The 18,432-nt window shown below is 32.5% G+C and carries 13 protein-coding genes; 12 read left to right on the top strand and 1 reads right to left on the bottom strand.

All coding sequences use genetic code 11. From position 1 onward, the window contains the following. The first annotated feature begins 51 nt into the window (after window positions 1-51). The 8 genes from KV700_RS09310 (at window position 52) to KV700_RS09275 (ending at window position 11,809) form a co-directional block, all read left to right on the top strand. Window positions 52-1,227 carry a 2-isopropylmalate synthase gene (locus tag KV700_RS09310; protein WP_166384040.1) on the top strand — a complete coding sequence of 392 codons (1,176 nt, stop codon included), beginning with the start codon at window positions 52-54 and terminating at the stop codon, window positions 1,225-1,227. Between the two features lie 103 nt (window positions 1,228-1,330). Then, a complete protein-coding gene (gene leuB, locus KV700_RS09305) occupies window positions 1,331-2,452 on the top strand; it encodes a 3-isopropylmalate dehydrogenase (RefSeq protein ID WP_166384042.1) in 1,122 nt (373 codons plus the stop codon). Window positions 2,453-2,908: 456 nt separating this feature from the next. Next, window positions 2,909-4,585, top strand: a complete 1,677-nt coding sequence (gene ilvD, locus KV700_RS09300; RefSeq protein ID WP_166384044.1) for a dihydroxy-acid dehydratase — start codon at window positions 2,909-2,911, stop codon at window positions 4,583-4,585. A gap of 143 nt (window positions 4,586-4,728) precedes the next feature. Then, on the top strand, window positions 4,729-6,462 hold the full coding sequence (ilvB, locus tag KV700_RS09295) for a biosynthetic-type acetolactate synthase large subunit (protein WP_218597712.1): 1,734 nt from the start codon (window positions 4,729-4,731) through the stop codon (window positions 6,460-6,462). An 86-nt stretch (window positions 6,463-6,548) separates the two neighbouring features. Beyond that, the gene (gene ilvN / locus KV700_RS09290) at window positions 6,549-7,079 is read left to right on the top strand and encodes an acetolactate synthase small subunit (protein ID WP_165734284.1); all 531 of its coding nucleotides are present in this window, start codon (window positions 6,549-6,551) and stop codon (window positions 7,077-7,079) included. A 102-nt stretch (window positions 7,080-7,181) separates the two neighbouring features. Next, entirely contained in the window at window positions 7,182-8,657 is a 1,476-nt protein-coding gene (ilvC, locus tag KV700_RS09285) for a ketol-acid reductoisomerase (protein WP_218597711.1), read from the top strand. Between the two features lie 129 nt (window positions 8,658-8,786). Then, window positions 8,787-10,049, top strand: coding sequence for a threonine ammonia-lyase IlvA (gene ilvA, locus KV700_RS09280; protein ID WP_218597710.1), 1,263 nt, complete (start codon window positions 8,787-8,789; stop codon window positions 10,047-10,049). A gap of 167 nt (window positions 10,050-10,216) precedes the next feature. Continuing rightward, on the top strand, window positions 10,217-11,809 hold the full coding sequence (locus KV700_RS09275) for an NADP-dependent glyceraldehyde-3-phosphate dehydrogenase (RefSeq protein WP_166384052.1): 1,593 nt from the start codon (window positions 10,217-10,219) through the stop codon (window positions 11,807-11,809). Window positions 11,810-11,942: 133 nt separating this feature from the next. Here the strand turns inward: KV700_RS09275 and KV700_RS09270 are convergent, their stop codons facing one another. Further along, entirely contained in the window at window positions 11,943-12,770 is an 828-nt protein-coding gene (locus KV700_RS09270; RefSeq protein ID WP_166384054.1) for a universal stress protein, read from the bottom strand. A 175-nt stretch (window positions 12,771-12,945) separates the two neighbouring features. Between KV700_RS09270 and rimP the strand changes: the two genes are divergently transcribed. The 4 genes from rimP (at window position 12,946) to KV700_RS09250 (ending at window position 18,358) form a co-directional block, all read left to right on the top strand. Next, on the top strand, window positions 12,946-13,407 hold the full coding sequence (gene rimP / locus KV700_RS09265; protein ID WP_166384056.1) for a ribosome assembly cofactor RimP: 462 nt from the start codon (window positions 12,946-12,948) through the stop codon (window positions 13,405-13,407). 12 nt (window positions 13,408-13,419) lie between these two features. Then, window positions 13,420-14,676 (top strand): transcription termination factor NusA, encoded by a 1,257-nt coding sequence (gene nusA, locus KV700_RS09260; protein WP_218597709.1) that lies wholly within the window; start codon window positions 13,420-13,422, stop codon window positions 14,674-14,676. Between the two features lie 60 nt (window positions 14,677-14,736). Beyond that, on the top strand, window positions 14,737-17,625 hold the full coding sequence (infB, locus tag KV700_RS09255; RefSeq protein WP_218597708.1) for a translation initiation factor IF-2: 2,889 nt from the start codon (window positions 14,737-14,739) through the stop codon (window positions 17,623-17,625). 199 nt (window positions 17,626-17,824) lie between these two features. After that, a complete protein-coding gene (locus KV700_RS09250; protein ID WP_218597707.1) occupies window positions 17,825-18,358 on the top strand; it encodes a DUF2911 domain-containing protein in 534 nt (177 codons plus the stop codon). The last annotated feature ends 74 nt before the right edge of the window (window positions 18,359-18,432 follow it).

Here is an 18,432-nt window from a genome sequence, read left to right as displayed (position 1 = left end):
TAAGTTCAATATATACATTTGAGTTTAAATAAGATAATCTTTACAGAAATTATGCAAGATAACAAGGTTCAAATTTTTGACACGACATTAAGAGACGGAGAACAAGTTCCTGGCTGTAAGTTAGATACAGCTCAGAAATTAGTAATTGCTGAAAGATTAGATTTGTTGGGTGTAAATGTAATTGAAGCTGGTTTTCCGGTTTCTAGCCCAGGAGATTTTATTTCAGTAACTGAGATTTCAAAAATTATAAAAAATGCAACAGTTTGTGGTTTAACCAGAGCTGTAGAAAATGATATTAAGGTTGCAGCAGAGGCATTAAAATATGCAAAATATCCAAGAATTCATACAGGTATAGGTACCAGTGATTCTCATATAAAATTCAAATTTAATTCAACAAGAGAAAAAGTAATAGAACGTGCTGTAAAAGCAGTTTCTTATTCAAAGTCTTTTGTAGAAGATGTAGAGTTTTACGCAGAAGATGCAGGTAGAACAGACAATGAATATTTGGCAAGAGTATGTGAAGCTGTTATTAAAGCAGGAGCAACAGTTTTAAATATTCCAGATACAACGGGGTATTGTTTGCCAGAAGAATATGGTGCAAAAATTAAATACTTACGTGAAAACGTAAAAGGAATAGAAAACGTAATTCTTTCATGCCACTGTCATAACGATTTAGGTATGGCAACTGCAAATTCTATTGCAGGTGTAATTAATGGTGCTCGTCAAATAGAGTGTACTATTAATGGTATTGGAGAAAGAGCAGGAAATACAGCTTTAGAAGAAGTAGTAATGGTGTTAAAGCAGCATCCATATTTAAACCTAGAAACAAGTATCAATACAAAACTATTGTATGATACCAGTATAATGGTTAGAGAAAGTATGGGAATGCCGGTACAACCTAATAAAGCAATTGTTGGCGCAAATGCTTTTGCACATAGTTCTGGAATACACCAAGACGGAGTTATAAAAAACAGAGAAACATACGAAATTATGGATCCAGAAGATGTTGGTGTAACAGAAAGTGCTATTGTATTAACTGCAAGAAGTGGTAGAGCTGCATTGGCGTACAGAGCCAAAAAGATTGGTTATGAACTAACAAAAGTTCAGTTAGATGTTGCTTATGATGCTTTTTTAAGTACTGCAGATAAGCAAAAAGAAGTAAAAGATGATGATATTCATGCTATTATGACAGAGGTAGGTAAAATCTCTAAAGTAGCAACAGCTTAGAAATAAACTTTGTCTTCGAGGGTAGTTGTGAATTTTAAGACCACTATTTTAAAATAATCAACTACCTTTGATAAACAGAATAATTTTAGATTATAAGTAGAGAATGAAATACACAATTGCAATAATCCCCGGAGATGGTATTGGACCAGAAGTAACCACACAAGCAAAAAAAGCTTTAGATGCGGTAGCAGAAGTTTACGACCATATATTTTTATATAAAGAAGCTCAAATGGGCGCTTGTGCAATTGAAAAAACGGGTAATCCATTACCGCAAGAAACCATAGAGATCTGTAAAAATGCAGATGCAATTTTATGTGGAGCTATTGGAGAATTAAAGTACGATAATGACCCAACCTTAAAAATAAGACCAGAACAAGGTTTATTGCGTTTAAGACAAGAATTAGAATTGTTCTGTAATGTAAGACCTGTAAAAGCATATCCTAAATTACTCAAAAATTCACCTCTTAAAAAAGAGATTATTTCAGGTACAGATATCCTTATTTATAGAGAACTTTCTGCCGGAATTTATTTTGGCAAAAAAGAGTTAAGTGAAGATGGTAAAGAAGCATCAGATGTTTGTTCTTATACAGTAGATCAAATTTCTAGAATTACACATTTAGCCTTTAAAGCAGCCCAAGATAGAAAGAAAAAAATAACCTTAATAGATAAGGCAAATGTTTTAGCAACTTCTCGTTTGTGGAGAAAAACAGTTGCAAAAATAGGAGAACAATATCCAGATGTTGCTTTAGATTTTATGTTTATAGACAATGCAGCAATGCAAATTGTATTAAATCCAAAACGTTTCGATGTTATTTTAACAGAAAACCTTTTTGGAGACGTTATCTCAGATGTAGCCTGTGTAATCGGTGGTTCAATCGGTATCTTGGCATCAAGTTCGGTAGGTGAAAAAACCGCATTATTTGAGCCAATTCACGGTTCATACCCGCAAGCAGCAGGTAAAGATATTGCCAATCCTTTAGCATCTATTTTATCAGCAGCATTAATGCTAGAGCATTTAGGCTTGCATGATGAGGCAGACGCAATACAGAGAGCTGTAGAAAAATCGTTAGATTTAGGTATTACAACCCAAGATCTAAAAGGTAAAAACCAATATTCGGCTTCCACAGCAAAAGTGGGCGATTTTATAGCAGATTATATTGCAAACCAAGAAGATAGTAATATGAATTTTAAAAATATTCATATGGGACAAAGCACAATTATTTAAGTTTTTTAGAAGCTATTTCCAGCTTTCATTACTCGCTTTTTTTGTGAAAAACAAAAAAGAGCTCAAACAGACCATTCAATCTGGGCTAGACTTGTTTGCAAGCGGCTATCAATAAAAAAAATATTAGTTGTGTATTTAAATATAAATCGCAATATTTACACCAATGAAAAAACAATTATTAAATAGTATTTCAATTATCAACGTCATCGTAATTATTACGAATTGATAGGGAAGTGATATTTATATTTTTTATAAACGAACCTTCCATTAAAATGGAAGGTTTTTTTATGATTTTATTTTAAAGATTGAGTATCATAATTAAGTAGACTTAATTAACTTAAATTCAGTTAATTAGGGTGTTTTTTTAACACGTGAATTTAAAGTAAGTTATTGAATTTTATTCAATAAAAACAGAGAAACATAGTAATTTAGACAACAAATTGAAGAAAACATTAAATGAAACTAAATAAACACAGTAGCAGATTAACACAAGACGAATCTCAACCAGCATCACAAGCAATGTTGTATGCGGTAGGTTTAACGGATGAAGACATGCAGAAAGCGCAAGTTGGTATTGCGAGCACTGGTTATGATGGTAACCCATGTAATATGCATTTAAATAATTTGGCGGCAGAAGTCAAGATTGAAAGCAAAATTGCAGGTTTAGTCGGTTTAGGATTCAATACAATAGGTGTTTCAGATGGTATCTCTATGGGAACCTCTGGTATGAATTACTCATTAGCATCTAGAGATATTATTGCAGATTCTATAGAAACTGTAATGAATGCTCAAAGTTATGATGCATTGGTTTCTGTTGTTGGTTGTGATAAAAACATGCCAGGAGCCGTAATTGCAATGTTGCGTTTAAACCGTCCATCAATAATGATGTATGGTGGTACAATTGCATCTGGAAATTATAAAGGAAGAAAATTAAATGTTGTTTCTGCTTTTGAAGCTTTAGGTCAAAAAATGGCTGGCGAAATAGAAGAAGAAGAATATAGAGAAATTATAAAAAGAGCAATTCCAGGAGCCGGGGCATGTGGAGGTATGTATACTGCAAACACTATGGCTTCTGCAATAGAATGTATGGGGTTCTCATTACCTTATAACTCATCAATACCAGCAGAAAACCCTAATAAATTATCTGAAGCAGAAAGAACCGCTTTGGCAATTAAAAATTTATTAGAATTAGATTTAAAACCTTTAGATATAATTACTAAAAAATCTTTAGAAAATGCTATCGCAATTGTAAATGCTTTAGGTGGCTCTACAAATGCAGTATTACACTTTTTAGCAATTGCACATGCAGCAGATATTGAGTTTACATTGGCAGATTTTCAAAAAGTATCAGACAGAACTCCGTTAATAGCAGATTTAAAACCATCTGGTAAATACCTAATGGAAGATGTTCATAGTATTGGAGGAACACCGGCAATAATGAAATACTTATTAGATAAAGGGTATTTACATGGAGATTGTATGACGGTTACTGGTAAAACATTAGCAGAAAACTTAGAAAGTGTAGCAGCAATGGAATTTGATGAGCAAGATGTAATTCATCCAACAGATAAAGCATTAAAATCATCAGGAAATATTCAAATAATATATGGAAACCTTGCAACTGAAGGAGCTGTTGCAAAAATTTCTGGAAATGAAGGATTACTTTTCGAAGGAAAAGCAGTTGTTTATGATGGTGAACAAGCAGCAAATACAGGTATTGCTAACGGAGAAGTAGAAAGAGGAGATGTAGTTGTTATTAGATATGTTGGACCTAAAGGAGGACCCGGAATGCCAGAAATGTTAAAACCAACTTCGTTAATTATGGGAGCAGGTTTAGGAAAATCTGTAGCTTTAATTACAGATGGTCGTTTTTCTGGAGGAACCCATGGTTTTGTGGTTGGACATATTACACCAGAAGCACAATCTGGAGGTACAATCGGAATTTTAGAAACGGGAGATAAAATTAGAATTAGTGCAGAAGATAATTCTATAAATGTGTTAATTTCTGATGAAGAAATTGCAAAAAGAAAATCTAAATGGGTTGCACCAGCATTAAAGCACACCAAAGGAATTTTATATAAATATGCTAAATCAGTAGCGTCAGCATCTAAAGGATGTGTTACAGATTTGTAGTTTAAATAGAATAAAGAAACTAGATTAAAAGGGAGACAAGACGTCCTGCAAGGTTTCAAAAACCTTGTAGGTATAAAAAACAATAGTAATGAAACTAGTTTAATATCTATTTTCTAAACTCTATAATCTCATAAAGAAATAATATGGAAACGCAAACCATACAAAACAAACAAAACACAGCAAAAGTTACAGAAAGGATTTCTGGTAGCGAAGCAATCGTTAGGTGCTTAATAGCAGAAGATACTAAAATAATTTATGGATATCCTGGTGGAGCAATTATGCCAGTTTATGACGAATTATATAAGTATCAAGATAAAATTCATCACGTTTTAACACGTCATGAACAAGGTGCAACGCATTCTGCACAGGGATTTGCAAGAATTTCTGGTAAAGTAGGTGTGTGTATTGCAACTTCTGGCCCTGGGGCAACCAATTTAATAACTGGTATTGCAGATGCACAAATAGACTCTACACCAATGGTGTGTATTACGGGTCAGGTATTTTCTCATTTATTAGGAAGTGATGCGTTTCAAGAAACCGATATTGTTGGTATTTCTACACCAGTTACAAAATGGAACTGTCAAGTAACCAAAGCATCTCAAATTCCTGAGGCAATCGCAAAAGCTTTTTACATCGCAAAAAGCGGAAGACCAGGACCTGTTTTAGTAGATATTACTAAAGATGCACAACAAGAAATGTTCGATTTTTCTTATGAAAAATGCACAAAAGTTAGAAGTTATTTTCCGTTACCAAAAATAGATGTTTCATCAATTGAGGCTGCTGCAACATTAATTAATGCAGCAAAAAAGCCATTAGTAGTTTGGGGACAAGGAGTAATTTTAAGTGAAGCAGAAGAAGCGTTTAAAGCCGTAATTGAAAAAGCAGGTATTCCATCTGCTTGGACAATCTTAGGAGCTTCTGCAATTCCTACTTCACATCCATTAAATGTTGGTATGGTTGGTATGCATGGTAATTATGCACCAAACGTTTTAACAAACCAATGTGATGTTTTAATTGCAATTGGTATGCGTTTCGATGACCGTGTTACGGGTAGTTTAAACACGTATGCAAAACAAGCCAAAGTTATTCACTTTGAAATTGATCCTGCAGAGGTAGATAAAAACGTAAAAACAGATGTAGCGGTTTTAGGTGATGCAAAAGCAAGCTTAGAATTGTTGTTACCAATGTTAAATGAAAATAAGCATCCAGAATGGCGTAAGGAATTTGCAGATTTATACGCTATTGAGTATGAAAAAGTAATAAAAGGCGATTTGTACCCTACAAAAGAAGGGATTACAATGGGTGAGGTTTTAAAAGAAATAAACATTCAGAGTAAAGGAAATGCTGCAATTGTAAGTGATGTTGGTCAACACCAAATGATTGCTTGTAGATATGCAGAATTCAATAAAACCAAAAGTAACATTACTTCTGGTGGTTTAGGTACTATGGGCTTTGGTTTACCAGCAGCAATTGGTGCTAAAATGGCCGCTCCAGATAGAGAAGTTGTTTCTATTTCTGGTGATGGAGGTTACCAAATGACAATTCAGGAATTAGGAACTATTTTTCAGCAAAAAGCTGCGGTAAAAATAGTTGTTTTAAATAACGATTTCTTAGGAATGGTACGTCAATGGCAACAGTTATTTTTCGACAAACGTTATGCATCTACAGAAATGGTGAATCCAAATTTTGTAGCTATAGCAGAAGGGTATTATATAAAAGCGAAGAAAGTAACCAAACGTGAAGAATTAGCGGGTGCTGTTGCAGAAATGATGGCTAGTAAAGAGGCTTACTTTTTAGAAGTATGTGTAGAAAAAGAAGGAAATGTTTTTCCTATGATTCCTACAGGAGCAAGTGTTTCAGATATAAGGTTAGAGTAGAATTATATAAGTTGTCTCCTCGAGCGCAGTCGAGAGGTATTATTTAGGTCTCGACTGCGCTCGACCAGACATTCAAATTTATTATTATGAGTACAGAAAAACAATTTTACACAGTATCTATTTATACTGAAAATAATATTGGATTGTTGAACAGAATTTCGGCAATTTTCCAAAGAAGACACATAAATATAGAGAGTTTAAATACGTCTCCATCAGAAATACCGGGTGTTTCTAAATTTACCATTGTTGTAAGTATGACAGAGGAAAATATTAAGAAAATTATCGGTCAGATAGAGAAGCAAGTAGAGGTTATTAAAGCGTATTATCATAATGATGATGAAACAATTTATCAGATTTCTGGGTTGTTTAAAATTAAATCTGAATTGTTATTTGAAGAACCTCAAATTCAGAATATCATTAAAAAGAGCCACGCAAGAATTGTTACTGTAAATACAGAATTTTTTGTATTGGAAAAATCAGGAAAAAAAGAAGAAATAGTAGCATTATACGATCAATTAAGCGTTTTTGGTATTATGCAATATACACGTTCAGGACGTGTTGCTATTACTAAAGAAGAAATGAAAATTTCAGCATTACTAGAAACATACAACAACTAAATAAAGATAAAAGAGTAGCGATTATAGAAAACAGAAATAAAGATCATGTTTAAATCTTTTTTCTCTTTTCCTTGCTCTAATCAACAAACAAAAACAATAAAAATGTCAAATTATTTTAACACATTAACATTAAGAGAACAATTAGAACAATTAGGAAAATGTCGTTTTATGGACGCTTCAGAATTTGAAGACGGAGTAGAAGCATTGAAAGGGAAGAAAATTGTTATTGTAGGTTGTGGAGCACAAGGTTTAAACCAAGGTTTAAATATGAGAGAATCTGGTTTAGATATTTCTTATACTTTAAGAGGAGCTGCAATAGAACAAAAGAGACAATCTTATATTAATGCATCTTCAAATAATTTTGAAGTTGGTACGTATGAAGAAATGTTACCAACTGCAGATGTGGTAATTAATTTAACACCAGATAAACAACATACTAGTGTTGTAAATGCAGTAATGCCTTTAATGAAAAAAGGAGCTACATTATCTTACTCTCATGGTTTTAATATCGTAGAGGAAGGTATGAAAGTTCGTGAAGATTTAACTGTAATTATGGTGGCGCCAAAGTCTCCAGGATCTGAGGTTAGAGAAGAATATAAAAGAGGATTTGGAGTACCAACATTAATTGCGGTTCACCCAGAAAATGACCCAGAAGGAAAAGGTTGGGCAGAGGCAAAAGCATATGCTGTAGGAACAGGAGGACATAAAGCAGGTGTTTTACAATCTTCTTTTGTTGCTGAGGTAAAGTCAGATTTAATGGGAGAACAAACTATTTTATGTGGTTTGTTACAAACAGGAGCAATTTTATCTTTTGATAAAATGGTTGAAGAAGGAATTGAACCAGGTTATGCAGGTAAATTAATTCAATATGGTTGGGAAACTGTAACAGAAGCTTTAAAGCATGGTGGGATTACTAATATGATGGACAGATTGTCTAACCCTGCAAAAGTAGAAGCTTTTAGATTATCTGAAGAATTAAAAGATATTATGCGTCCGTTGTTTCAAAAACATATGGATGATATTATGACAGGTCATTTCTCTAAAACAATGATGGAAGACTGGGCTAATGATGATAAAAACTTATTAACTTGGAGAGCTGCAACAGGAGAAACTGCTTTTGAAAAACAAGTAATTACAACTGATGAAATTTCTGAACAAGAATATTTTGATCACGGAACATTATTAGTTGCTTTTGTAAGAGCTGGTGTAGAATTATCTTTCGAAGCAATGACAGATTCAGGAATTATAGCTGCTTCTGCATATTATGAATCTTTACATGAAACGCCATTAATTGCAAATACAATTGCAAGAATGAAATTGGCAGAAATGAACCGTGTAATTTCTGATACGGCAGAATATGGTTGTTATTTATTTGACCATGCTTGTAAGCCTTTATTAACAGATTTTATGAAAGATATAAAAACTGATATTATTGGTAAATCTTTTAGCTCAGAAAACGGAGTTGATAACCAAGAGTTAATTAGAATTAACGCTATTATTAGAAATCATCCAGTAGAAACAGTAGGTGCAAAACTAAGAGCTTCTATGACAGCAATGAAAGTTGTAAAAACTGCTTAATAAGTACGTTTTTAAAATAAAATGAACCTTAATTTAAGGTTTCAATAAAATACCATTTCCCCCAATAATACAATTAAAAAAACCTGTTAGATTTCAGAATCTAACAGGTTTTCTTTTTACATTTGATCGATGCAAACAAATCTAATTTATTACCCAAGTTTAGAAAGCGTAAAAGAAGCTTTAGAAAACTTAAAAGGTGTTGCTTTTGAGACGCCGCTTAGTAAAAACTTTAATTTATCAAAAGAACTAGAAGCAACAATTCTTTTTAAAAGAGAAGACTTACAGGTGGTACGTTCTTATAAAATTAGGGGAGCATATAATAAGATGTCTTCTTTAACTTTAGATGAAAAACAACGAGGAATAGTTTGTGCTAGCGCAGGTAATCATGCACAAGGAGTAGCTTTGTCTTGTAAGTTATTACAAATAAAAGGTACTATTTTTATGCCGTCTCCAACGCCGAATCAAAAAATTAACCAAGTAAAAATGTTTGGTGAAGATTTTATTGAAATCGTAATTGAAGGAGATACTTTTGATGATGCTTCTGATGCTGCAAAAATAGAATGTGACTCTAAAAATAAAACGTTTATCCATCCTTTTAATGATGAAAAGGTTATTGAAGGTCAGGCTACTGTTGGTTTAGAAATTTTAAACCAAACTAAAGAGAAAATAGATTATGTTTTTGTGCCTATTGGAGGTGGAGGATTGTCTGCAGGATTGTCTTCTGTTTTTAAATACTTATCGCCAGAAACAAAAGTAATTGGTGTGGAGCCAGCAGGTGCATCTTCTATGCTAACATCTCTTAAAAATAAAGAAAATACGTTATTAGAAACCATCGATTCTTTTGTAGATGGTGCAGCAGTAAAAAAAGTAGGTGATTTAAATTTTGCAATTTGCCAGCAAAACTTGTCAGAAGTAATTACGGTTCCAGAGGGTAAAATTTGTCAGACTATTTTAGATTTGTATAATAAAGATGCCATTGTAGTAGAGCCAGCAGGTGCTTTAAGTATTGCTGCTTTAGATTTTTTTGCTGATAAAATAAAAGGAAAAAACGTTGTTTGTGTGGTTAGTGGTAGTAATAATGACATTACAAGAACTGCAGAAATTAAAGAACGAGCCTTGTTGTATGCAAACCTAAAACATTATTTTATTGTAAAGTTTCCGCAAAGAGCAGGAGCGTTAAAAGAATTTGTAGCAGAAATTTTAGGACCTAATGATGATATTACTCATTTTGAATATACCAAAAAGAATAACAGAACAAATGGATCTGCTGTTGTTGGCTTAGAATTAAAATCTTCTAGAGATTTGGCTCCTTTAATTCAAAGAATGAAAGAAAACAATTTCTTTGGCGACTACCTAAATGATAAGCCAGATTTATTTCAATTTTTGGTGTAATTATATTAAGAATTTAATAAAAAGTAAAAATAGAACCTCGAAAACCATTTCGTGTTTTAAAGTCTAAATGAGGTGTTTTACAGTTATTTTTAGTTAATTTTGAAGTATAAATAATAGTCTATTTATTTTTGAATTATTATTTTTTATATAATTTATAAAATTAATTTATGAAGAAACAATTTAAAGAAATTCCAGAAGCATATAAAATAACATCACTGTTACATCAAAAAACATATTTAGTTAGTGGTGAGTTAAAAGAATGGGAAGGTGAAACTACAGAAGTATATTCTACAATTTCATCAACTAAAGACTACAAACCAACGTTGTTAGGTACTGTTCCTAACTTAACAGGTGAAGAAGGTTTAGAAGCATTAAATTCTGCTTATAGAGCTTATGATAAAGGGCAGGGTTTATGGCCAACAATGAGAGTTGCAGACAGAATTGAGTGTATGGAGGAATTTGCAGAGCAAATGAAAACCAAACGAGATGAGGTTGTAAAGTTGTTAATGTGGGAAATTGGAAAAGCATTACCAGATTCTGAAAAAGAATTTGATAGAACGATAGAATATATCTACGATACTATTGAAGACTATAAGCAAATGGATAGAGATTCTGCTAAGTTTGAAAAAAGTAGTGGAGTACACGCACATATTAGACGTGGTCCTTTAGGTGTAGTTTTATGTTTGGGCCCTTATAATTACCCTTTAAATGAAACATTTGCGTTGTTGATTCCTGCTTTAATTATGGGAAATACAGCGGTTTTTAAACCAGCTAAACATGGGGTTTTATTATTATCTCCGTTGTTAGAAGCTTTTCAAAATAGTTTTCCAGAAGGTGTGGTAAATGTTATTTATGGTAGAGGTCGTGTTTTAGCAACACCTATTATGAAAACGGGTAAAGTAGATGTGTTGGCTTTAATAGGTAACAGTAAATCTGCGAATGCAATTCAAGCAAACCACCCTTTTAAAAACAGATTACGTCTAGTATTAGGTTTAGAAGCTAAAAATCCGGGAATAGTTTTGCCAGATGCAGATTTAGACTTGGCAATAGATGAATGTCTTTCTGGAGCAACTTCTTTTAACGGACAACGTTGTACTGCGCTAAAGATTTTATATGTTCATGAACATATTGTAGATAAATTTAACAAACGATTTGCAAAAAGAGTTGATGCATTAAAGTTTGGAAACCCATGGGAAGACGGTGTAAAGTTAACACCTTTACCAGAACCAGAAAAACCAGCATATATTCAAGAATTAATTGACGATGCTACTTCTAAAGGTGCAAAAGTGATTAATAAAAAAGGAGGAAAAACTTCTGAAAATTATATTTTTCCGGCAGTTTTATATCCGGTTACTAAAGATATGAGAGTTTTTCAAGAAGAGCAATTCGGTCCAGTAACACCTATTGTTTCTTTTAAAAATATTCAAGAACCTTTAGATGATATGGCAGAATCTAATTACGGACAACAAGTGAGTGTTTTTGGAAGTGATGTAAAAACTTTGGCGCCATTAATTGATACTTTGGTAAATTTAGTGTGTAGAGTTAACTTAAACAGTGCTGCGCAAAGAGGTCCAGATGTGTATCCGTTTACGGGAAGAAAAGATTCTGCAGTGGCAACTTTAAGTGTGCATGATGCTTTGCGTTCTTTTTCTATTAGAACATTTTTAGCTTCTAAAGATACAGATTACAACAATGCTATTTTAGAAGAGTTATTAGATAAAAAAGCATCTAATTTTATAAGTACAGATTATCTTTTGTAAGAGAAGATAGAAGTTACATTAAATAAAAAAAACCTCCAATTTTGGAGGTTTTTTTATTTTATAATAAGTAATATCTTTCTAAATGCTTTAAAATAAGAGGTAGTTTTGGTTTTAAATTCTAGTAGTCATTTATTTAAACCTTTATAGTTAACATAGGTTTTAAAGCGTTTTTGGTTAAATTTTTTATAACACTACCTGTAAATAAATGTGCCAAACCGCTTCTGCCGTGTGTACTTAAGGCTATTAAGTCTACATTAATATCTTTGGCGAAATTTAAGATACCTTTTTCTACAGAAACATCATTATAGATGTTTATTTTGTGTTTTGGTAAGCTGTAATCAGTTATAAAGTCCTTTATTTTTTGTTTTGTTTCTGAAGTTGACTGAAAATTAGCAGGAGTATTTATTTTTAATAAATGAATGTTGCTATTAAAAATTTTAGCAAATTCTATAAATTTACCAAATACTTCTTTGTTCTCTTCTTTAAAATTAGAAGCAAAAACTAAATTTTTTAAATTAAACTTTCTACTATCCTTTTTTACAACAATTACGGGTCTTTTAGAGTTTCGTACTACTTTTTCAGTATTAGAGCCAATAAGCATTTCTTCTAGTTGAGAATGACCTTTAGAGCCCATTATTATTAAGTCTGCATCAATTTTATCAGCATATTTTTGTATTCCTTCAAAAGGATTGTTTAATTTTATAAAGTATTTAACTTGTGTTTCTTTATTAAAAAAATTTTCTTTAAAGGCTAGTACTTTTTCTCTAACTTTTCTTAAATACAACATGCTTTCAGGAATGCTAAATTTACTTCCAGATCCCATATCTATAACTCCTTTAGGTAGTTCTATAAGGTGAATAAGGTAAACTGTGGCATTTGTTTTTACTGCAATTCTTGCTGCCATTTTTGAGGCGTATTCAGAAGTTTTTGAAAAATCTATTGCGACTAAAATTTTTTTCATAATACAGCAAATTAGAGGTTAATATGATTGTATATAAAGTTACAAAAAATAATTGACTTAAACTTAGTTTGGTAAATCCCAAACATTTAGTATATTTGCACCGAAATTTACAATAAATGGAGAAGGAAGGGGACTAAAGAGTCCCCTCTTTTTATATTTTATTTTAGGATTTAAAATGGACCAAACCAAAGTAAGAAATTTAGTAGAGGAAGCACTGGCCGAGAATGAGTCGTTATATTTGATAGATTTATCTATTTCAGAAAACAACAAAATTCAGGTTACAGTAGATGGAGATAATGGTGTTCCTTTAAGTGAATGCATTAGAATTAGTAAAAGTGTAGATAATAATTTTGATAGAGAAGAAGAAGATTTTTCTCTAGAGGTTTCTACACCAGACATATCGCATCCATTAAAAGTGAAAAGGCAATATATTAAAAACATCAATAGAATACTTAAAGTAAAAACTTCTGAACAAGAATTTGAAGGAACTTTGGTAGAAGCAGATGAAGATAAGATTGTTTTAAATTGGAAAGCAAGAGAGCCAAAGCCAATAGGTAAAGGGAAGGTTACTGTAACAAAAACAGCAACTTTAGCCTATAAGGATATTATAGAAGCAAAAGTGAAGATTGTATTTTAAGCAAAAAATGTAATGGAGAATATAGCATTAATTGATTCGTTTTCAGAATTTAAAGATAACAAGAGTATAGACAGAGTAACATTAATGTCTATTTTAGAAGAGGTTTTTAGAGCTGCCCTAAAACGTAAGTTTGGTTCGGATGATAATTTTGATATAATTATTAACCCAGATAAAGGAGATTTAGAAATTTGGAGAAATAGAGTTGTTGTTGCAGATGGTTTTTCTGAGGATGATAACGAAGAAATTGAATTAGCGGAAGCAAGATTAATTGAGCCAGATTTTGAAATTGGTGAAGATGTATCTGAAGAAGTTAAGTTGATAGATTTAGGTAGAAGAGCTATCTTAGCATTACGTCAGAACTTAATTTCTAAAATTTACGAACACGATAGTACAAATATCTTTAAACAATTTAAAGATTTAGAAGGAGAATTATATACAGCCGAAGTACATCACATTCGTCACAATGCAATTATTTTGTTGGATGATGAAGGAAATGAAATTGTATTACCAAAGAGTGAGCAAATCCGTTCAGACTTTTTTAGAAAAGGAGATTCTGTAAAAGGAATTATTAAAACGGTAGAACTAAGAGGAAACAAACCAGCGATTATCTTATCTAGAACATCGCCAGTTTTCTTAAATAAATTATTTGAGCAAGAAATTCCAGAAGTTTTTGATGGTTTAATTACTGTTGAAGGAGTTGCAAGAATACCAGGAGAAAAAGCAAAAGTAGCGGTAGATTCTTATGATGATAGAATAGACCCTGTTGGAGCTTGTGTTGGTGTTAAAGGTTCAAGAATTCATGGAATTGTACGTGAATTAGGGAATGAGAATATAGATGTTATTAACTATACCAAAAACGAGCAGTTATTTATTTCAAGAGCATTAAGTCCTGCAAAAGTGACTTCAATGGAAATAGAAATGTTTGAAGAAGAAAGAAATGGTAAAAAAGGACGTGTAAGCGTTTTATTAAAACCAGAAGAAGTTTCTAAAGCAATTGGTAGAGGTGGTGTAAATATTCGTTTAGCAAGTGAGTTAACAGGTTACGAAATAGACGTTAAGAGAGAAGGTCTAGAAGAAGAAGACGTAGAGTTAACAGAGTTTGGAGACGAAATTGAAGATTGGGTTATTGCTGAATTCAAAAAGATTGGTTTAGATACTGCTAGAAGCGTATTAGAAACTAGTGTAGATGAGTTGGTGAAAAGAACCGATTTAGAAGAAGAAACAATTACGGATGTTCAAAAAATCTTGAAAGAGGAATTTGAGGACTAAGTATAGTAAAGAAGTAACGTAAAAAGCATATTTTTACAAGTATAAAGTTAAAAAGAATATATGTCTGTAGGCAAAACAATGAGGCTTAATAAAGTTTTAAGAGAATTAAACATTTCTCTTGATAGAGCAGTCGAATATTTAGCGGGAAAGGGTCACGAAATAGAATCGAGGCCAACCACTAAAATTACGGGTGACGTCTATCAAGTTTTACTTGATGGCTTTGAAAAAGATGCTAATAAGAAAGCAGCATCTAAAGAAGTTGGTGAAGAAAAACGAAAAGAGAAAGAAGCTATTCGTTTAGAGCATGAAGCTAAATTAGAGAAGAAAAGAGCGGAAGAGGTTAAGAAGGAAGAGGTTTTAAGAGCCAAAGCAGATAAATTAGAGTTTAAAACTGTTGGTAAAATCGATATTGATAATATTGGTAAAAAACCTGCTGACAAAGTTGAAAAGGTAAAAGAAGAACCAGTAGAGGTTGTTGCAGAACCTAAAACTAAAACAGAAGAACCTAAAGTTGATGAACCTAAAGTAGTAGCAGAAGCTCCAGTTGTAGAGTCTAAAGCAGAAGCTTCTAAGGTAGCAGAAACTCCGGTTGTTGAAAAACCAGTTGAAGAAAAATCAAAGGTTGTTATACCAGAGGTTAAAAAAGCTGTTTCTGAAATTGAAAAAGAAGTTTCTAAAGTTGGTGATAAACCAAAAGGGAAAAAAGACGCTTCAAAATCAGAAGAAAAAGCAGAAGAGGTTACTGCAGAAAATGCAGAAGCTATCAAAACGCAATATAAAAAGCTAGATGGTCCTAATTTTACAGGGAAGAAAATTGATTTAAAACAATTTGAAAGACCTAAGAAAAAGAAACCTGAACCTAAAAAAGATGCAAACGCAGACAAAAAGAAACGTAAGCGTATTGTAACTAAAGCTGGTGCGCCAGGTTCTGCTACGGCAAGACCAAGTAGACCAGGTCAAGGAAATAGAGCAGGTGGAAGTAGACCTCCATTTAATAGAGGTGGTAGAGGTGCCGCTAGACCAGCAGCAGTTAAAAAAGAAGAACCAACTGAAGCAGAAATTCAAAAACAAGTAAGAGAAACACTTGAGAAACTGCAAGGGAAATCTTCTAGAGGAAAAGGAGCAAAATACCGTAGAAATAAAAGGGACGCCCATAGAGAGCATTCTGATGCTGAGTTAGAAGCTCAAGCATTAGACAACAAAATCTTAAAGGTAACAGAATTTGTTACTGTAAGTGAAGTTGCAACGATGATGGAAGTACCTGTTACAAACATTATTTCTGCATGTATGTCTTTAGGTATGATGGTAACAATGAATCAGCGTTTAGATGCAGAAACATTAGTTATTGTTGCTGAAGAATTTAACCACAAAGTAGAATTTGTTGGTGCAGAAGTAGAAGAGTCTATAGAAGAAGTAATTGATAAACCAGAAGATTTAGAAAATCGTGCACCAATTATTACGGTAATGGGTCACGTAGATCATGGTAAAACATCTTTATTAGATTATATTAGAAAAGCAAATGTTATTGATGGCGAAAGCGGAGGGATTACACAGCATATTGGTGCGTACTCTGTAAAAGTTGGAGATCAAAAAATAGCATTCTTAGATACACCAGGTCACGAGGCGTTTACAGCAATGCGTGCACGTGGAGCTCAGGTAACAGATTTAGTTATTATTGTAGTTGCAGCAGATGATGATGTGATGCCGCAAACAAAAGAAGCAATTTCTCATGCACAAGCAGCAGGAGTGCCTATTATATTTGCAATCAATAAGATTGATAAACCAAATGCAAATCCAGATAATGTAAAAACGCAATTATCTCAAATGAATTTGTTGATAGAAGAATGGGGGGGTAACATACAGTCTCAAGATATTTCAGCAAAACATGGAACAGGTGTTCCAGAATTATTAGAGAAAGTTTTATTAGAAGCTGAAATTTTAGAATTGAAAGCAAATCCTAATAAAAATGCAGTTGGTGCAGTAGTGGAAGCATTATTAGATAAAGGTAGAGGATATGTTTCTACTGTATTAGTACAAGCTGGAACTTTAAAAATTGGAGATTACTTGTTAGCAGGTAAACACAGTGGTAAAGTAAGAGCAATGTTTGATGATAAAGGAACTAATTTAAAAGTTGCAGGTCCATCAACACCAGTATCTATTTTAGGTTTAGACGGAGCGCCACAAGCTGGAGACAAGTTTGTAGTATTTGATGATGAGAGAGAAGCAAAACAAATTGCCTCTAAACGTTCTCAATTACAACGTGAGCAATCTGTAAGAACTCAGAAAACATTAACGTTAGATGAAATTGGACGTAGAATTGCGTTAGGAGACTTTAAAGAATTAAACATTATCTTAAAAGGAGATGTAGATGGTTCTGTAGAAGCTTTAACAGATTCTTTCCAGAAACTATCAACAGAAGAAATTCAAGTAAATATTTTACATAAAGGTGTTGGAGCCATTACAGAAAGTGATGTGTTATTAGCAACAGCTTCAGATGCAATTATTGTTGGGTTTAATGTACGTCCGCAAGGAAATGCAAGAGCAGTAGCCGATAGAGAAGAAGTAGATATTAGAACATACTCTATTATTTATGCAGCTATCAATGACTTAAAAGACGCCATGGAAGGAATGTTATCTCCAGAAATGAAAGAAGAAGTTACGGGTAATGTAGAAATTAGAGAAATCTATAAAATCTCTAAAGTTGGTAACATTGCAGGTTGTATGGTAATGTCTGGTAAAATCCAAAGAGATTCTCAAATTAGAATTATTAGAGACGGAATTGTAGTGCACGACGGAACTTTAACAGCGTTAAAACGTTTTAAAGATGATGTTAGAGAAGTTACAAAAGGATTCGATTGTGGGGTTCAAATTAAAAACTACAATGATATTGTAGAAGGAGATGTAATTGAAGCTTACAAAGAAGTAGCAGTTAAGAAGAAATTGAAATAATAATTTCAAAACTTAGATATAAGATCGAGATTTCAGCATGCTGAAATCTCGATCTTTTTTTATGCCAATAAATTTAATCAGTCGTATTGCTGTTTATTTGGTATTATACTTATTTTAGCATAAATAATTATAAACCTTTGTAAGGTTTTTACTTTTAAGAAGACTTGAATACTAATATTATAAATAAATATAACAAACCATGAAAAAATCTATTTTATCAATTGCAATTTTTGCAATTACATTAATTAGTTCAACAGGAACAAATGCACAAGACTTTAAAGGTTTAGATAAAAGCCCAATGGATGGTGCTGCATACCCAAGTAGTTATAAAATTTCAGACAAAGTAGTAAAAGTAACGTACGGAAGGCCACAGTTAAATGGAAGGGAATTAAGTAAATTAGCTCCTGTTGATGAAGTTTGGAGAACAGGTGCAAATGAAGCTGCAGAAATTACTTTCTACAAAGATGTTGTTTTTGGTGGTAAGGATGTAAAAGCAGGAACTTATACGTTATTTACAATTCCTAAAACAGAAGGAGATTGGGTTGTAATTTTAAGTACAGCAAAAAATGTTTGGGGATCTTATTTTTATAAAGAAGACCAAGATGTTGTTAGAGTACCAGGTACGGTTTCTACATCAGACAAAAACATAGAAGCTTTTTCTATGGTGTTTGCAGATGATATGACATTAAAAATGGGATGGGCTAATACTATAGTTTCTGTTTCTATTAAATAATTTTCTTTAAGAAATAATTGAAACCGTCTAAATAAATTTAGACGGTTTTTTTATGTCATTTAATTTAAAGAAAT

Source organism: Polaribacter sp. NJDZ03, from assembly GCF_019263805.1.
Lineage (GTDB): Bacteria > Bacteroidota > Bacteroidia > Flavobacteriales > Flavobacteriaceae > Polaribacter.
This window is presented reverse-complemented; position numbering and strand designations above follow the sequence as displayed.